At 45.6% G+C, this 15496-nt stretch carries 22 protein-coding genes; all 22 read left to right on the top strand.

Annotated elements, in window-relative coordinates; genetic code table 11:
* The first annotated feature begins 126 nt into the window (after nt 1-126).
* Nucleotides 127-285: a hypothetical protein gene (locus ACTQ9T_RS05545; protein ID WP_440464341.1), complete on the top strand. Its 159-nt coding sequence runs from the start codon at nt 127-129 to the stop codon at nt 283-285.
* Nucleotides 286-445: 160 nt separating this feature from the next.
* A complete protein-coding gene (locus tag ACTQ9T_RS05540; RefSeq protein WP_440464340.1) occupies nt 446-2263 on the top strand; it encodes a hypothetical protein in 1818 nt (605 codons plus the stop codon).
* A 115-nt stretch (nt 2264-2378) separates the two neighbouring features.
* Nucleotides 2379-3221 carry a hypothetical protein gene (locus ACTQ9T_RS05535; RefSeq protein ID WP_440464339.1) on the top strand — a complete coding sequence of 281 codons (843 nt, stop codon included), beginning with the start codon at nt 2379-2381 and terminating at the stop codon, nt 3219-3221.
* A 72-nt stretch (nt 3222-3293) separates the two neighbouring features.
* Nucleotides 3294-3572 (top strand): hypothetical protein, encoded by a 279-nt coding sequence (locus tag ACTQ9T_RS05530; RefSeq protein WP_440464338.1) that lies wholly within the window; start codon nt 3294-3296, stop codon nt 3570-3572.
* 50 nt (nt 3573-3622) lie between these two features.
* The gene (locus ACTQ9T_RS05525; protein WP_440464337.1) at nt 3623-4183 is read left to right on the top strand and encodes a hypothetical protein; all 561 of its coding nucleotides are present in this window, start codon (nt 3623-3625) and stop codon (nt 4181-4183) included.
* Nucleotides 4184-4264: 81 nt separating this feature from the next.
* Entirely contained in the window at nt 4265-5641 is a 1377-nt protein-coding gene (locus ACTQ9T_RS05520) for a hypothetical protein (protein WP_440464336.1), read from the top strand.
* Nucleotides 5642-5714: 73 nt separating this feature from the next.
* The gene (locus tag ACTQ9T_RS05515) at nt 5715-6629 is read left to right on the top strand and encodes a hypothetical protein (protein ID WP_440464335.1); all 915 of its coding nucleotides are present in this window, start codon (nt 5715-5717) and stop codon (nt 6627-6629) included.
* Between the two features lie 9 nt (nt 6630-6638).
* Complete coding sequence (locus tag ACTQ9T_RS05510; protein ID WP_440464334.1) at nt 6639-6875, top strand: hypothetical protein; 237 nt, start codon at nt 6639-6641, stop codon at nt 6873-6875.
* A gap of 135 nt (nt 6876-7010) precedes the next feature.
* Nucleotides 7011-7556, top strand: coding sequence for a hypothetical protein (locus tag ACTQ9T_RS05505; protein WP_440464333.1), 546 nt, complete (start codon nt 7011-7013; stop codon nt 7554-7556).
* Nucleotides 7557-7588: 32 nt separating this feature from the next.
* Nucleotides 7589-8005, top strand: coding sequence for a hypothetical protein (locus tag ACTQ9T_RS05500; protein WP_440464332.1), 417 nt, complete (start codon nt 7589-7591; stop codon nt 8003-8005).
* Nucleotides 8002-8331 (top strand): hypothetical protein, encoded by a 330-nt coding sequence (locus ACTQ9T_RS05495; protein WP_440464331.1) that lies wholly within the window; start codon nt 8002-8004, stop codon nt 8329-8331. The genes ACTQ9T_RS05500 and ACTQ9T_RS05495 overlap by 4 nt, the downstream gene beginning before the upstream one ends.
* Nucleotides 8315-9778, top strand: coding sequence for a hypothetical protein (locus ACTQ9T_RS05490; protein ID WP_440464330.1), 1464 nt, complete (start codon nt 8315-8317; stop codon nt 9776-9778). Before ACTQ9T_RS05495 ends, ACTQ9T_RS05490 begins: the two co-directional genes overlap by 17 nt.
* 1 nt (nt 9779) lies before the next feature.
* A complete protein-coding gene (locus ACTQ9T_RS05485) occupies nt 9780-10409 on the top strand; it encodes a hypothetical protein (RefSeq protein WP_440464329.1) in 630 nt (209 codons plus the stop codon).
* A gap of 100 nt (nt 10410-10509) precedes the next feature.
* Nucleotides 10510-10968, top strand: coding sequence for a hypothetical protein (locus tag ACTQ9T_RS05480; protein WP_440464328.1), 459 nt, complete (start codon nt 10510-10512; stop codon nt 10966-10968).
* Between the two features lie 138 nt (nt 10969-11106).
* Nucleotides 11107-11733 carry a hypothetical protein gene (locus ACTQ9T_RS05475; protein WP_440464327.1) on the top strand — a complete coding sequence of 209 codons (627 nt, stop codon included), beginning with the start codon at nt 11107-11109 and terminating at the stop codon, nt 11731-11733.
* 34 nt (nt 11734-11767) lie between these two features.
* Complete coding sequence (locus tag ACTQ9T_RS05470) at nt 11768-12274, top strand: hypothetical protein (RefSeq protein WP_440464326.1); 507 nt, start codon at nt 11768-11770, stop codon at nt 12272-12274.
* A complete protein-coding gene (locus ACTQ9T_RS05465) occupies nt 12259-12528 on the top strand; it encodes a hypothetical protein (protein ID WP_440464325.1) in 270 nt (89 codons plus the stop codon). Before ACTQ9T_RS05470 ends, ACTQ9T_RS05465 begins: the two co-directional genes overlap by 16 nt.
* 9 nt (nt 12529-12537) lie before the next feature.
* Nucleotides 12538-12804, top strand: coding sequence for a phage upper tail fiber protein (locus ACTQ9T_RS05460; RefSeq protein WP_440464324.1), 267 nt, complete (start codon nt 12538-12540; stop codon nt 12802-12804).
* Nucleotides 12801-13679 (top strand): hypothetical protein, encoded by an 879-nt coding sequence (locus tag ACTQ9T_RS05455; protein WP_440464323.1) that lies wholly within the window; start codon nt 12801-12803, stop codon nt 13677-13679. Before ACTQ9T_RS05460 ends, ACTQ9T_RS05455 begins: the two co-directional genes overlap by 4 nt.
* A complete protein-coding gene (locus ACTQ9T_RS05450; RefSeq protein ID WP_440464322.1) occupies nt 13679-13948 on the top strand; it encodes a hypothetical protein in 270 nt (89 codons plus the stop codon). Before ACTQ9T_RS05455 ends, ACTQ9T_RS05450 begins: the two co-directional genes overlap by 1 nt.
* A gap of 8 nt (nt 13949-13956) precedes the next feature.
* Nucleotides 13957-14844: a hypothetical protein gene (locus ACTQ9T_RS05445; RefSeq protein ID WP_440464321.1), complete on the top strand. Its 888-nt coding sequence runs from the start codon at nt 13957-13959 to the stop codon at nt 14842-14844.
* A complete protein-coding gene (locus ACTQ9T_RS05440) occupies nt 14841-15488 on the top strand; it encodes a hypothetical protein (protein WP_440464320.1) in 648 nt (215 codons plus the stop codon). The genes ACTQ9T_RS05445 and ACTQ9T_RS05440 overlap by 4 nt, the downstream gene beginning before the upstream one ends.
* Nucleotides 15489-15496: the final 8 nt, after the last annotated feature.

Here is a 15496-nt window from a genome sequence, read left to right as displayed (position 1 = left end):
CCAACGTATGTATCAAACAGTCCAATCTTTGAAGCACCTATTTTCATGAGTAAAAATTAATAACGAAAATTACTAATCAATCGTAACTCAAACCCAGTATAACCCACCAACCAAAAGGCAATACCTATGAGCACAGAACGCGAACCACTAACGAAAGAGCAGGCTTTGATGCAGGAAGTAATCAATCGAATCGCGGATAAATACCTTTCTTCTGAAACTGACGGTCTAGTTAAAGATGCAGAAAAGATAACTAAAGCTATTTTGAATTTCAATATTGATAGATAACCCTAAACAACACAAGTAAGATATCAAACCATCAAGCCAGCCTAACCGCTGGCTTTTTGCTGTATGGAACACCCCTAAACGAGCCGTTTGGCTAGGCATTACTATAATCATATCAGTTATATGTAATCACCTGACCAACCAACCGTATAGGATTATCCCCATGCAAGAGAAACAAGCACGAGAGTTAAACGATGCCGCCCATAAAGAGGTGCAAGCCACGCGCGGTATCATGCATATCTTCACCAACAAAGCGAATGCGGGTCAAGAAGTCGCCGCGTTTGACTCTATGCTAGCTCAGAACGAACACTCTGATCGCAGTGTAGGCTTTAACAAGCTGCCATCGTCTATGCAGCGTATGCTTAGCCATTCCGTCATCAAGGATCACCCTGAAGCGGTTTTTGATGGTATTAGCGAAGGTATTATCGAATATAAACGCCGTAATGGTGGTGAAGAGCCGTCAGCCTATGTTGTAGCTGCTGCCCTTGCGACTGCTGCTATGCCGTTTGGTGGTGCTGACCAGTACGACTCAACTGTAGAACCTACGTTTGACAGCTTGTCACTAGGTCATCACGAAGCGTTATCAGTCGTGCCAGCCGCAACACAAGTGGTTATCACTTATGGTATCGCTAACAGCTTGCCGCTAGTATCTATGCTACCTAACCCTATGGGTTCAAACGAGCTGCCTATCGTGTTTGGTACGGCGGTTGCTGGCATGAATATGGGCGTTATGCGTAAAGGCGACGCGATGGATGGTGATAAGGCGGGTATGCCTTACACTGAAAACCGTCATATCTTGACGATGGACAAAGGTGCTACTGGTGCGTTTAGCTTAACCTCGCATGTGGCCTACACTGCCAGCGTTAAAGCGGACAAGACTACTCAGTTTAAAGTTGATACCTCATCTACTAAAGCCCCATTCTTAGGTGGCCGTGTTTCGGTATTTGTAAAAGGTATTAAAATCGGCAGCGATGAAAGCCGTCGTCATCCAACAACTTCTGGTGTTAGCACTTTACAGCCGATTGATGAGATTACTATTGGTGCCGATACTTATATCTTAACCAGCGCAACCGCCGATCTTGATACGCATGTAATCAACGTACAGTTCGATATCTCTGCTGGTGCTGAACCCGCTGAAGGCGATGTGACTGCTGAGCTATTCTTTGACTATGAGCGTAAAGACGACAATGGCAATCAGATTTTACGTGAGCCATCAATCGACATGGAATTTGGTCATCGTTCAATCTACGCTTTCCCTAACCGTTCTCGCTCAGTGGCAACCATCGATGCAATTACCCAGCTAATGAACGAGCTTGGTTTATCTTGGTTCGGTGCAGTACAGACCATCGCTATGCAAAAGCAATACTTCGAGCAGACAGGTCGCTTGCTTCGTACCGCTATCAATATGTGTTTGGCTAATCAAGACCCTGAAACTGGTCGTGTGGTCACGTTTGACTTCACTAAAGGCGGCGTATCACCGACTAATATCGCTGATGCCTTCGCTAACATTAACATCACTCTTGGTATGGCGCGTACCCGTCTTTCAACCGCTATTAACTTGGCCGTTGGTGGTTATGACTTGTACGTCTCAGATCGCGGGCAAGCATTCTTCTCAGGCTTAAGTGGTGAGAACTACACATCAACAGGTCAGAGTGCTGGTGACCAGACCAGTATCTATCGTATTGGTACGCTTAAAAACAGCGGTGCTAACGTTTACTACGTGCCTAAGTCTATGGGCGTGTTCAATGAGACCGGATCATCTACCACAGCTCACGCTTTGCTAGTGCCACGCGCAATCAGCCCAGCACAAGCACCGTTTGTCGGTATGGTCGCTGTACCGCCTATGGTTATGACCTCTAATGGCAATGCTTATGAGAAAGACGTGGCTATCTATAGCCGCACTGCTGCTGAGACGAACCCTATCCCGCGTTTCGCTAATCAGTTCATGCTGATTGAGATGATTAACTTGCCAGCGTTATAAGTTGCTAGCAAACAGTTAAAACGGTATAGCCACTAAAACCTTGTTGTCATAGCTGGCAGCAAGGTTTTTCAATTAAATATATTAAGCATAATTATTTATTATAAGGATCAATATCATGTCAGAAGCAAAGGCACTACCCGATAATATCAAGGCGTTTGAACAAAACCCTGAATTTAAAAAGACGTATGACAATAATACTGTCGATAAACTTGAAATGCAGCTTATAGAAGCCGACGTTGAGTTCTTGAGTGCAGACAATAAAGCAGCTTTGGTGTGGCGCTTGCTTGACCATCAAGGCAAGCTTGAGAGTAATGATGATGCAGAAACTAAAGATGATGCTGAAAAAACTATTGATAGCGCTAAGGCTATTGATAGCAGCACTGATGACGATGTTCGCGTTGACGCTGCTACTAGCGGTGACAGCGGTGGCGATAGCGATACTAGCAACTCTACTAAATCAGTAACCTCAATCAACAAAGGCGATAGCAATGAAAATGCACAGACGGTTCAAGACGATACTAGCGATGAGCATGGCGCTCAGGTCGATGGTGAAGCAAACACCGATACCGGCTCCGATAGTGCAAGCACGGACGACAGCGAAAAATCTGATGGAGTGGCTGACACTGCCGACAGTGATGCGCCGTCGAATACTGGTAACAGCAATGACATTAGCGCAGACGAAGCTAACCAGCCAGCAAAAACAGGCGATAAAGCAGCCGATAGCAGCTCAGTACCCACTGACAAAGCGCCTACCAAAACGGCCGTAAGTGAGCTTGAGTACGTGGAAGTCAAAAATAATGGCGGCTTTAATATGCTAGAGCCTGCTACCGGTACATTGGTGACCGCTGGCGAGACCACTAAAGTCTACATCAAAGGTTATGCTACCAAAGAGCAGGTGCTACGCAATATCACTCAGTACAATCACACCCGTGGTAATAAGCTGACTATCACCAACTAAAAAATGGGCTTGCTGAGTGGCTGCAATTAGACTGTGGTTGCTCATCCCAAATCAAACTATCAAGGAATCACCATGATTGAGAGTAATATTTTAGGTGCAGCGGTTGGTATTCAAAACCAAGGCGTTATAGATAAAACAGAAGGTACAAGCCTCCCATCGACAGGGGACGCGGTTATCACTGGCAAGTTTAAGCGTGGGCGCATGGATAAGGCGTTTGTTGTCACTCGTGATAACTACAAAGCCATGCTAGGTCATGATCCGTCTAACCCTAGCTATCAAGCGGTTGAGGATGTGTTTAATCGTGGCGTGAGTCAGGTTAGCGTTCGGAGAGTTGGTACGTCGGGAAAGTAACGGCGCCGTCTGATGGTTCGGGCGGTGGCGATGGTGATGATACACCCGAAATGAATTTTTTGAAGCTCATATCAGAAATTATAGAGGTTACCTCAGATGTCAATGCAGGAATAGTTTACAAGCTAAACAACCAACCAATCCGAGCGTCAATAAGAGAAAGCTCCGAGTACGTTCATGCGTCGAGAGCTGTTACCTCAACTACAATGACTGGTAATGGGGACGACCTTACTTTTTTGTTTTTAGCCTATGAAACTGATTTATTGGGGAATGGATCACCCACTCCACCAGTGCCACTGCCACTAGATTCAAATTTTGCTTATATTTTTGGTATAAACGACAAAATATTTACTGACTTTTCTGTGGCAGCAGGTCAACTGTTGCTAGATGGTTTTACAGATAATAAGGGTGAGTTCGTCATAACGCTATACCCAGCATCTAAGCTACCTAGTGCAAACATTGACCAAGATTTATTTGATTACATCGTTGACCCTGCTGAGTATACGCAAGCTGATTTACAGTATTTCGCAGAGCAAGGCGTTACACCAGCCATTAAAAACCCAGATGGCTCGTACACCATTAATTCTCAACTAATGCTGCCTCCGGACTACTAGCATACACTGGAACACCCCTAAACCTCTAACCTTAACCTTGCCTATACTGATGGAATACCAACACAGTATAGGCATTTTACCATGACCCCTCAGACGTTATTCCTAAGTATCCTTGCGTCATCCATGACGTTGAGTGACGCTGCCAACCCCGCAGCACTTGCCAGCATTGAGATGACCACGCACTACGCCTTTGATGACAATGTTGTCGCCACCATCGTAGCGGTTGATGAAAAGTCAGCTGTCAGCGCCACAGACCCACTCAATAACATCGTTTTTAAAGTCGAGCTACGCGATAAGATTGATAACAGTCTAATCACGCAGATGCAAGGTCGCCTATTCACGGGTGGCGGTGCTGAGGCATTAGAAGAGCAATACCCTAATAACCTTAGCTACATTGTAGGCAAGCTTGATTTTTACGGTGCGCTTGATGGCGAGTACGACTTCTTTGAAAGTGTCGAGACCAAATATACCGTCGCTCAAGCCGCTGCTATTAAAACCGCGCTCACCACCAATGGCATCTTAAATCAGATGGGCGACTATCGCATCAAAAGTAAGACTATTGCTGTGCCAGCCACAGCCGTCGTGCCAGCAACCGCCGATGAGCTAAAGCGTACCTTGCTTGATATGAAGGATCAGCCGCGCTACTTAGTGTGTGCTGAGACCGACAGCTTGCCATACATCGAAGCGCTTGCTGAGGTGATGGATAAGATCAACTGCCATGTGATGGTCGATGTGGGCAATTTAACCAGTTGGGAGCTTGTCACCGCGTTGGCTGAGTCTATCGGTATCGACGATCACCGCTTAACGCTCTACTGGAATCCCAACAAGTCACGTCCTAACAATGCGGCAACCGTGCTGGCACGTAAAAAGTGGCGTCCATGCGTTGGTGATCTTTTGGCGCAAACGCTACTACGCAATGCGCGTACCAATAGTTCAGGCATACCGCCTATCAATCGCCCCGTGGCTGGTTACGACTTCCCAGTGGCGTTTCGTGATATGGAAAAAATGGCAGGCGTAGTGCTTGATGAAGAGGCGCAAAACGCACTTGCCAGCGCTGGCGTGAACGTGGTTATTAACGAGCGCTTTGAAGGTGGTGATCGCTGGATTTATGGCGACGCAATCACTCAGTACGATAGTGAAAATAGCGCCTTGCGTTTAACCAATAGCGCTGAGATTGAGACCTATACGACCAATCTTGTATTGTCTATCGTCAAAAAACACATGCTTAAGGGTATGACCAGTTTTGTACGTGATGCCACAGACGAATGTAGCCGCGCCCTTGATTCGTGCGTAGCAGCAGGCTTGCTCGTTTTACCATCTGAGCTTGGCGGCTTGTATTATCTACTGCAAATAACCCCACGCGCTGATGATCCGTTTAGTAAAGCGGATATTAAGTTTAGCCGCCGTCCTGAAGGATGCGCCCGTCAAGTATTCTTTGAAGGGACGGTCACTAAGTAGCGTTTTTACATTAAACAGCGTCATGAGGGTATGGCGCTACACCTAACCCCATATATATCGAAAGGATTTTATTATGTCACGAGATTTTATTACCCAGCGCCGCCTTGCCCGTCAATACGACCAAGCACAAGCACAGTTTGATGCCTTAACCCCGCAAGAAGCCGCCGATAAGATGGAGCTTGATCCTATCTCTGAGCGTATGGCAATTACTGCCACTAGCCAGATGCGCCTTGCTGCTTTAAATGTCGCCTTTATGCTATCCGCTGTACTAACGGATGGCGAGTATGACGATGAAGAGCTGTTGCCAAGTGAAGTGCTAGACGGGCTTATGATCGAAGCCTTTACTGACGACGATGATGATGATAGCGATATGGACGAGATCGACGAAAATGTCCGTATTACCTTCTCAGCTCACGTATCAGACGCGCTATCTACATTGGGCGTTGAAGATGCGGTTATCGCCGATCTGTTTGATGATGAGATTGATGTGGCTGATGCGGCTTGTTTGGCTGCAAGCGAGACCGTACTTGAAAACATGCCGGACGATGGCGAAGCGTTTGATGAGTTTGTCGCAAGCTTTGCTTATAGCGATGATGGCGGCGACGAAGACGACGAAGAGAGCTTTGATGGTATGAGTGATGAATACCAGTTTGATGCTGCTAAGAAAAAATTGCGTGTTGGCAAGAAAACCGTTAAGAAAGTTAATGGTAAAACACTGGTCTACAAAGCGGTTAAGGCTATTCGTAACGGCAAAAAGGTCACAATCAATAAGCGTATTAGCGGTAAAGTCAAACTGAATGCTGGGCAACGCGCCGGGCTTAAAAAAGCACGTCGCAAAGCTGGCACGTCCTCCGCTATTCGTAAGCAAATGCGCTCGTTTGGTAAGGGCTTGCGAGCCAATATCTACAAAGGCAATCCAAACCGCCTAAAAGCACTTAAAAATGCGGGTTATGCGCGTAGCACGAAAGCTAATTTTGGCAAGAACTAAGGATTGACCATGAACCAATTAATTGCTTCTTTAAAGAAAAATGGCTTTGATATTAGCAGCGAGCTTGGCTCACTAAAGCTCAATTTTTTAATATCTCAGCTTATCATTATGGCGCTAATTCTGATGAACACTGACTTCTTAGAGGGTACAGTTTCTAGTATCACGCTAAAGCAGTGCACCTTGGTGGGATTGGTTGTAATACTGATTGTTAGTTGCTACTCAATAGGCTGTCGATCAAAGCAGTAGTACAAGCCGTTAAATCACAAAAACCTAGTCAGCAATGGCTAGGTTTTTTCCATATGAAGCCATGGAACACACCAAACGAGCCAGCATGGACAGCGATACAATAGATCAATCAGCAACTATCTATTTAGGCTCACTATGAAATTATCCGATATCACCGAAAAAACACCGCTTGTCAAAGACTTTGTGGCGCAGCTCAAAAAATCAACCAAGCAAGCCATCCCTATTGTTGAGGTAGGTAAAACCGCGCGCGTCTCAGGTGCTAGCGCTCGACCTGTCGATATGGTGCTAGAGAACGGGCAGAGCGTTAAAATATACTTGCGTGTGGTCACTGCTAAAGATGACAACGGCAAGGATGTTGAGCGTTTTGATATCTTCCGTATTGATATTAACGGCAAGTCAACACCGCTATCAGGCGACTACGATAACAGCTACAAGCCTTCCTTTGATGCCTCAGTGACCGCGCTGGGTAATATGCTACGCACCGGCCAAAACGCTTTTGATAAAAAACGTGCTAAGCAAAAAATACGCAAGCCGCGCACCGGTCCCGCACCTAAGAATAAAACCCAGCAACTTAACGAGCTCGTCAACGACGCAGGTGATCTTGATAAGACTATTGATATCAAGACCAAAGAGAAAGCAGGGCTTGAGCAGCAGCTAACTACCTTAACTAGCCAGCCGTAAGCTGTCACAAGCCACGTATTGTAAGGATTGTTATGCAAAACAGCTATATTGTCGATGCATTTTTATCTGGCACCGTTTGGGTGTCGCTCATCTATCTATACTTTACTTGCCGATCACGGATTGCCGAGCTTAATAACTTGGTCACGCCTGAATCATTTTTGATGGCGATCACCAGGTTATTAAAAACATCCATCATTATCGCTGTGCCTTTTATTGCCATCCTAAGCTTCATGTTATGGCGCTTTTATGGCCTCATGCTGGCAAGTCAGGCGTGGGGTGCAGGCGGTATAGGGCTTTTGGTTATCATGTTTGCGACAGGCGCTCCTATGATATGGCTGTATGTGCTACTTGTTTGCGTCAAGCATAGCCGCTTTATTGGTTCTACCGAAGTAGTCGATGATGACAAGCCAATGCCGCAGCCAAGCACCGCTAGGGGCGCGTACTCATGATTGATGCGGACAAAATCAAAGCGATGGTCAATCACTGGCTCGATACCCCGCCAAACGGCTATTTTGGTCAAAGTTACGGCGCTGACGTGCGTAATATGCTGCTACGCGAACTATCTAGCGACAATGCGGACAATTTGCTTAAAAAGCTTAGGCGCGACATACCGTTACTGGCTCAGTTCGATGACAGTCAACTTAGTATCAGCACCGAAACCCGCGACTTTGACAAGCTCTACGTGTACCTATTTATCGGCAACATTGCGATAGATTTAGGTGAGGCCAAAACCGAAAATTCAGATCAGGATTATTACGATGTCAGAGCGCAGTAAGATACTTGATAGCATTAACAGTCATATTAATGATTACCCAGAGGTAGCTGAGCGCTGGCGAGCAGGTGATCCGACGGTGCGCGCCATGATGACCTCAATCGTTGAGGCGGTTATCTTCTTAAAACGCGACAACGATGTTAATGCGATTGAGCCGTTTATCAAGTCAAAAAACCGTACCATCATTGCCGATGCTATTAACAAAGGCATACTTCCGGTTGCCACACCTTGCCAGCATAAAATTACCGTTGAGAACGGGTCGGCGGTCACGCTTACCTTATCGCAAGGTCGGCTTGTCGAGGATGGCACAGGCAGACAATGGCGACTACTAGCAGCGGTCACGGTGGCAAGCGGTGGAAGCAAGGCGGTATTGGCTGAGCAAAGTATTGTTAATCGTATTGATATGACTGTACCGCTTAACGAGCCATTTTATACCGCTGGCTTGTCTACCACGGATGACGCTTATTTTGCAGGTATCAGTGTCGTCAATACCACGTCAGGCGAAGTCTATCAGCACACGCCAAACTTTATGAATGCCGCAATAAACGCGCCAGCCTACACGCTGCAAAGCGACAATCTAACCAATATTAATGTGATCTTTGGGGCAAGCGATAGGGCTGGTAAGACAGTACAGGCAGGTGAGGTGTACCAAATTTCGATTACTCAGTGCTATGGAGAGGTTGACCCTAGCAGCTTAAGGCAAGCCGCGCTTAGTGAGATTAATGTCAGCGACGAGAGCCAGTTAAACCTATATTTTAAAGCGGGTGACATGGTGCGGGCAGGGGCTAACCCCTTGACCATCAATCAGCTTAGATTGCTAGCCAGCTTCCCGTCTATGTATGACCGAAACGCGGTATTTATGGGTAACTTCACCTTTTTGGTGATGCAGCACTTTATGAATCGCTTTGACTACATGGCCATATGGAATGAAACCATCCATGAGCGCTACTATGGCGCTAACGTGAACGATATTAATCACCTAAACTTAACCGTAGTCGCTAAGTCGAGCAATGCAGTTGAGCGTGAGCAGCTTATTACGGATATTAAGCAACTGGTGGCGCGTGCTGATAGCTTGCTTGAGGGCCGCGTCAGGGTAAAAGCGGTAGCATTACGCCCTTATGCGATTAATATCACCGGTCGACTAGCAGCGGTGCATGATATCGATTCGGTACGCACGCAAATTAAAGAGCTATTGCTAGCAGACTATGGTAAAGGCTCGCTTGCCGCCATTCATCATAATGCTGATGGCTTTAACTTGCAGGAAATTGCCACGCGCATACGTTCAACGATAAGCGCTTTTCAAGATCGCATTAGTGACTTTACTGTCAGTGGTGAGGACGTGGCAAGCCAGCCGGTAAAACCGCATGAATGGGCTTTTTTGGATGCCGATAGTATCATTATTAACTTAACCCGTACTGCTGACAGCGGTAATGCGATATGGACAATGTGATATGGACAACACAACCCTAAATGCCAGTGACTTTTTAGCACCGCTTGCCTTTACTCACAAAGCTAATGAGCTTGAGCGAGCGATGGTAGGGGTTTTTACTGCTGTGGTTCAGGATTATCAAGTAGATCAGCTTAATGATATTTATAGTTATGGCGTGCCGTGGCTTGGTAGTCCTACTGTGGTTGAGCGCTTCACCAAACTTAACGGCCTAGCGGTACTACGTCGCAATGATGGTGGCTTGTCCGATAAGCTTATGAGCGTTATTTATGCGAACTGGGAATCAATGGCTAGTGAGCGAGGGCTAGCGTTTTTGCAATTCATGCTTGATATGCTATACCCAAATCAAAACGAGATAGCCAGGCTTTGGCACTCAATAGCACAAGCAAGCAGCTATCCGCTATACCTTAGCGAGTCACAAGGGGCTAATAGTTTTTTAACCAGCCGCATTCGCATCAAGATAGATTCTAATATTGATATCACTGAATTGTCAGAGCTTGCGCCCACGCTATCGCGCTTAGTGCCTTGGCAGATTGTGCCAGAGGTGGCAGTTAGTATTGATACTGAGAACATGGGCGTCAAGGTCGCGCTGGCAGGTGAGATATTTCAAGTCGCTAACTTTTCGCCTTATTAGTGGTATAATGATTATGTGGCTAGAGTAGCTCTCGAAAGTCGGATTACACCCCCGATTGCCACACCTTGTAGGGTGTTTTATCTGAATAGGTGTTAATGATATGAATAACCAAGTAAAGGTAGGGCAAAGGTGGCTTGCTACAGATGGTGCACTTAACTGCATAATTCATGTAGTGTATATTGATAGTGATTCAATACGCCTTGCTTGCTATGACCATCTAGCAGAATCAGTGTCATGGGGTATTACTAATGATACTTTGAGTGGCAAAAATGAGATAACAGAAACTATAAAGGATTTGATGGACACCCACTTGCTAATGTATGACGGTGAAAGTCCTGATGATACTCGCAACAGAGTTTATGATAACGAATCAGAGTTAAATTGCCCTCACTGCCAAGCCGATCTGGACACAAAATACTGGCATACTGAATGGGCGCGACTTTGTGAAAAGTTTGTTGTTAATTGCGATGAGTGCGATGAGGAGATTATAGCCTTAGCATTTGAATCTAAAACGCAAGTTAAGTACGCACTGACACACTGGGAAATTAAGCCCACGTAAAAAACCGATATATCTAACAACCAACCTCACTAGAAATAGTGGGGTTTTTCTTTATCTAGCACATGGAACACCCCTAAACACGCCCGCCCAAAGCAAGTCAAAATAGCTCTATTACTTATCATCTTATAGGGCTACTTCATGAAAACCAAAACACCTAGCGCTCAGGCGTACCGCAAGCAGTATGAAACCGCAAAATCACTAGGCGCGGCGATGCTGGCGTGTAATGCGGTTTTAGTACCTGAAGGTTACAACAATCTATATATGCTTATTCAAAACTTTCAGCGCCCTATCATGAGTCATAACGATAGTGCTGATGTTGACTATGCGCGTGGTCTGCAAGCGCACGTAGCAGGTACACTTAAAACCAACTTTGAGGGTCAGTGGACGTTAATCGAAACTGAGTCAGGCGCGATCTCTAAATTCGCTGAAGAAATTGCAGTCAAGCATGGCGGTATCTTGCCGCTAGTACGTATCTATGACGGCTTTATCGGTGACGGCGACAACATCAAGGGCAGTCGTGAATATGAATTGATTGATTGTGCGATCACCTTTACCGATGGCGGCGGTGAGATTGATGCAGCCAGCCGTAGCCAGATATTGCAGGTGCAAGCCTCATGTCGTTATAACTATTTTGGTCAAAGTGGCAAGATCGGTGCAACCGGTAGCGGTGCTGATGTGTTTGCTAACACGCTGGTTAATGCGCTTAGCAGTCTTGGCGGCCTAACCCCGCAGTTTAACTCAAACGATGTAACTATCTTCGGTTAACCCTAATCTCAATCAATAAAGCCAAGGCTAATCTATGAGCACCACTGACACAGACGCCCATCACGTTATCGGATCATTGCAAGATGCTAGCGATGAGCTGTATGACGAGCTGCTAACGACTGGCTCATCGGTCATGCTTAGCGATGTCGTTAAGATCATGATCGTGAATACCAAGAAATACGCTGGCTGGTCAGGTGAATTGCAGCATTGCCCAAAAGACGATGCCTCATGCGTTAAGCCACTACTTACGATCACTGAGAATACCGTTTTAGGTGTGGATGACTGGCTGATACTAGAGCCGGTCGTTCGTGCTCATTGCGACCTTGTGCAAGCCCGCCGTATGGAGGGCGCACAGAATTTAGGCGTACAACCCTCTGGCATGTCATCAAGCGAGGCGCTGCAATACTACAAAGAGTCACTTGAGGTTATGAAGCGTGAGGCATTCCAGTGTCAGCCGTTTAGTGTAGATATTCCTGAAAACAACGCCTTAGACGAGTTTTTTAAAGATAAATTTTGGAGTACAACATGGCAGAAACCGTAGAAGTTTTAGTAACTCGTGAATGGGTGCGGTTAGCGCCTAGTCAGTGTGAGGTGCAGTCTGTTAATGATAGAGACGCCTACAATAAGACGTTTTTTGACTTAGTGGTAGGCGGCACAAAACCTGCCAGCGACACAGATGTTTTCATGCGTATCACCCTTGCTGAGCACGCTAATTTTCATAGAGACGCACCAGTGTGGTTGCGACTTAATGTACTCAATGCTGATAGCGATCAGTCAGTTATTGTCACGAGATAAGGATTAATTATGTCACAACAATTTGGTAGTCCTGCTTCGGTCATTGGCAATGAGGGTCAAGATGGTAAATCAGCTTATGAGATTGCGGTTATTAATGGCTTTGCTGGCACGCAAAATGAATGGCTTTTGTCACTCAAAGGCGCTGATGGTGTAGATGGTAATACTATTATCGACCAACGCACCCAGAAAAGCATCAAGGTATGGACAGGCGCACAGGTTCAGTATGACGCTGTTACGCCAAAAGATGCTAATACCTTATATGTGATAAAGCTATGATAAAAAATATATCGATAGGTGTAACAAATACTATCAGAGCATACCTAGGTGAAAGTTTAGTGTGGCAAGCACCACCTAAGCTATCCGCTAACTTCATCACGGGTGAATACAAAGCAAGTGGCGTAACTAAGACTTTCGCGGAGGTCTTTGACTTCAATCGTGCAGGTAAAGCATGGCTAGTAAAAGAGACTGGCTTAGTTGAGTACGCAGTTGATACACCTAGATTTGATGATGGTTTATTAATAGAGCAAGCAGCGACTAACTTAGCTACCAGTAGAAATGTCGTAAATTGTACGTGGAATGGAAATAATGTATCTTTAACTACAGAGAGTACATTCGGCTATTTTGGCTTTGCTGTGTATTATGCTATAGGTAGATATATGACTTCAACTATACATATAAAGTCAGAGCATACAGCTTTTGAAAAGGTAACGATAGGTGATGCAGGAATAACTACATTTACGGTTAACGTAAAAGACGCAACTTACGTAAAAACCTCTGACCACGCACTAACATTAGACCCTACAATGAAAATAAGTAAGGTAAATGGGAGAAGCAAAATAGTATTTACTCGTAGCGGTTCAGAAAACATTAGCACTTCTATGCGTTATACTCCACCTAGCTCCGCTTATACCGCTATCGGCAATAATCTAGCAGCTACTGCCCTTTATGAGCAACATGAGATAGGTAAGGTATCTAGTAGCTATATCCCAACAACCACAGCGCCAGTAACACGTCCTGCTGATTTTATTCAAAGCAAGGTAACATGCACAGCCATTACAGGCGATTGGGATAGCACATTAACTCTATCAATCAGCAATGGGCAGATAGTACACAGTGGTTATGGTCGCATACGTTCATTGGAGATTAACTAATGATTGATTATAAATTAGTGTTTGATAGTGAGTCTCAAGCTAACGATGTAATAGAGGAAGTTACAGGTGAGTTACACCCAAGCCAGTACGTTAGATACGATATTGGTAATATAAAACGCTATGAATACGACGAGAACAACTTAGAAGCCGAACCTACTGTCATAGTAGTCAGTGATAAGTATCATGTTGATTTGCGACTACGTGCAGCTAGCGATTCATTAGATGAGTACGTAATCGTAGCAGATAATCCAGTTCATAGTTTTAGTTAGGCGTCTACATGAATATTCAGATCGAAGATGGCAGTTCAATCGGCAATAATCTAATCAGTGCAATATACCGCACTGATCTTGTGCCCGTGCCCGTCACCATTGAGCTGGTCGTCAAGGCTGATGACCGACTGCATAAGCTACTATTGATCGATAAAAAACTAACCACCCCGCAAGGCGTGTCATTAACCATCGTTAAATCACAAGTCATCAACGAGCAATCTATCAAGGCTGGCAAGCGTATTGCTGCGCTGCATATCATTGCCGTACTAACAGGATGCGAGCCACTGCTAGGCGTCACCAAAAAAGCCGTTAGCCTAGAGAATACCAGCTTTAACGAGGTGTACCGCGCATTAGGCGCTAAGATAAGAATAAAGCGTGATATCAAACTTGCCAGCTTCGTCTGCCTAAAAGGACAGATGCCAACCGTAGCTATTGCTAAAGCACTGCAAAAGGAATCGGCTGTTATTAAGCACAGCGGAAAAGGGCTATCAGTTATCCGTCTAAACGAGCTAATGATAGGCGATCCAACCTTGTTTGACAAAAGCGCAGTACAGTGGATCGATCACCCTAATGCCATCCGGCACGGTAACGTCAATTACCTATCTATCGATGACAATGGCTCGGATATTCTAGGCACGGCAAGACCTGAACGCTCAATAGAATACTACCCACGCGCAGATAACCGTGAATTGCAAAACTTGCGCCGCATACTCATCACCAAAGCCACCATTACCCGCCAGCTCGATGAGCGCTTGGACGCAGGCAAGCTAATTGAGGTTGATGAAAAAACCCTAGTTGCTTTAACTGCCGCCCATCGCTTTGAGTCAGGCGCGTTAGGTGGTCCCGCTGTCATGGCAACAAAAGCATGGCTTGCCACAGTGGAGGATAGATCATGAGTTTTTTATCACCCTACATACACCCAGCCAAACTTATCAGCTACGACAAGGTAAATCGCACCGCTAAGGTATCCATTGCAGGATTAACTGATGGTGTAGAGGATGGCATAACCGCCATGCTTGCCTATCCAATAGGCGATGACGACTTAGATACTGAGCGCGAATTACTACCAGGCGCGGATGTTTGGGTGTTTTTTGAGCAAGGCGACACCTCAATGCCAGTGATTGCTTTTTACCGCCGCCATGGACAGGGAAAGGCAGTTATCGATACCAGGCGTATTCGTCAAGAAAACATCGAGCTGCTGGCACGCTCAACCATTACCCTTGATGCTAAAGACTTTGTAAATATAAAAGCTGAAACCATCAACCTTGATGCAAGCACTGTAAACCTTAAGGCTAGTAACTTTAATATTACCGCACAGACTAACGCCAAAGGCGATATCAACCAAGTAGGCGATTACTTCATGGCAGGCAATCAAACAATCAATGGTGGCCAAACGATTAATGGCGATAGCGTGTCATACGGCAATCAAAAGATCAACGGTAGTATTTACGCAACAGTAGATGTAAAAGCCGGGAATATATCAGTTAGATATCATGGTCATACAGGTGATAGCGGCGGTCAGGTCAGCAAACCCAATTAATTAGGCGT

The sequence above is a fragment of the Psychrobacter sp. ASPA161_6 genome, assembly GCF_051970285.1.
GTDB classification, from domain to species: Bacteria; Pseudomonadota; Gammaproteobacteria; order Pseudomonadales; family Moraxellaceae; genus Psychrobacter; species Psychrobacter glaciei.
This window is presented reverse-complemented; position numbering and strand designations above follow the sequence as displayed.

What these genes read in the sequence shown, in the direction of transcription:
- ACTQ9T_RS05540 (WP_440464340.1), top strand. Translation starts at nt 446, where the DNA reads ATGCAAGAGAAACAAGCACGAGAGTTAAACGATGCCGCCCATAAAGAG.
- ACTQ9T_RS05455 (WP_440464323.1), top strand. Translation starts at nt 12,801, where the DNA reads ATGATAAAAAATATATCGATAGGTGTAACAAATACTATCAGAGCATAC.
- ACTQ9T_RS05470 (WP_440464326.1), top strand. Translation starts at nt 11,768, where the DNA reads ATGAGCACCACTGACACAGACGCCCATCACGTTATCGGATCATTGCAA.
- ACTQ9T_RS05530 (WP_440464338.1), top strand. Translation starts at nt 3,294, where the DNA reads ATGATTGAGAGTAATATTTTAGGTGCAGCGGTTGGTATTCAAAACCAA.
- ACTQ9T_RS05505 (WP_440464333.1), top strand. Translation starts at nt 7,011, where the DNA reads ATGAAATTATCCGATATCACCGAAAAAACACCGCTTGTCAAAGACTTT.
- ACTQ9T_RS05460 (WP_440464324.1), top strand. Translation starts at nt 12,538, where the DNA reads ATGTCACAACAATTTGGTAGTCCTGCTTCGGTCATTGGCAATGAGGGT.
- ACTQ9T_RS05450 (WP_440464322.1), top strand. Translation starts at nt 13,679, where the DNA reads ATGATTGATTATAAATTAGTGTTTGATAGTGAGTCTCAAGCTAACGAT.
- ACTQ9T_RS05475 (WP_440464327.1), top strand. Translation starts at nt 11,107, where the DNA reads ATGAAAACCAAAACACCTAGCGCTCAGGCGTACCGCAAGCAGTATGAA.
- ACTQ9T_RS05485 (WP_440464329.1), top strand. Translation starts at nt 9,780, where the DNA reads ATGGACAACACAACCCTAAATGCCAGTGACTTTTTAGCACCGCTTGCC.
- ACTQ9T_RS05495 (WP_440464331.1), top strand. Translation starts at nt 8,002, where the DNA reads ATGATTGATGCGGACAAAATCAAAGCGATGGTCAATCACTGGCTCGAT.
- ACTQ9T_RS05545 (WP_440464341.1), top strand. Translation starts at nt 127, where the DNA reads ATGAGCACAGAACGCGAACCACTAACGAAAGAGCAGGCTTTGATGCAG.
- ACTQ9T_RS05480 (WP_440464328.1), top strand. Translation starts at nt 10,510, where the DNA reads ATGAATAACCAAGTAAAGGTAGGGCAAAGGTGGCTTGCTACAGATGGT.
- ACTQ9T_RS05500 (WP_440464332.1), top strand. Translation starts at nt 7,589, where the DNA reads ATGCAAAACAGCTATATTGTCGATGCATTTTTATCTGGCACCGTTTGG.
- ACTQ9T_RS05440 (WP_440464320.1), top strand. Translation starts at nt 14,841, where the DNA reads ATGAGTTTTTTATCACCCTACATACACCCAGCCAAACTTATCAGCTAC.
- ACTQ9T_RS05525 (WP_440464337.1), top strand. Translation starts at nt 3,623, where the DNA reads ATGAATTTTTTGAAGCTCATATCAGAAATTATAGAGGTTACCTCAGAT.
- ACTQ9T_RS05520 (WP_440464336.1), top strand. Translation starts at nt 4,265, where the DNA reads ATGACCCCTCAGACGTTATTCCTAAGTATCCTTGCGTCATCCATGACG.
- ACTQ9T_RS05490 (WP_440464330.1), top strand. Translation starts at nt 8,315, where the DNA reads ATGTCAGAGCGCAGTAAGATACTTGATAGCATTAACAGTCATATTAAT.
- ACTQ9T_RS05535 (WP_440464339.1), top strand. Translation starts at nt 2,379, where the DNA reads ATGTCAGAAGCAAAGGCACTACCCGATAATATCAAGGCGTTTGAACAA.
- ACTQ9T_RS05465 (WP_440464325.1), top strand. Translation starts at nt 12,259, where the DNA reads ATGGCAGAAACCGTAGAAGTTTTAGTAACTCGTGAATGGGTGCGGTTA.
- ACTQ9T_RS05445 (WP_440464321.1), top strand. Translation starts at nt 13,957, where the DNA reads ATGAATATTCAGATCGAAGATGGCAGTTCAATCGGCAATAATCTAATC.
- ACTQ9T_RS05510 (WP_440464334.1), top strand. Translation starts at nt 6,639, where the DNA reads ATGAACCAATTAATTGCTTCTTTAAAGAAAAATGGCTTTGATATTAGC.
- ACTQ9T_RS05515 (WP_440464335.1), top strand. Translation starts at nt 5,715, where the DNA reads ATGTCACGAGATTTTATTACCCAGCGCCGCCTTGCCCGTCAATACGAC.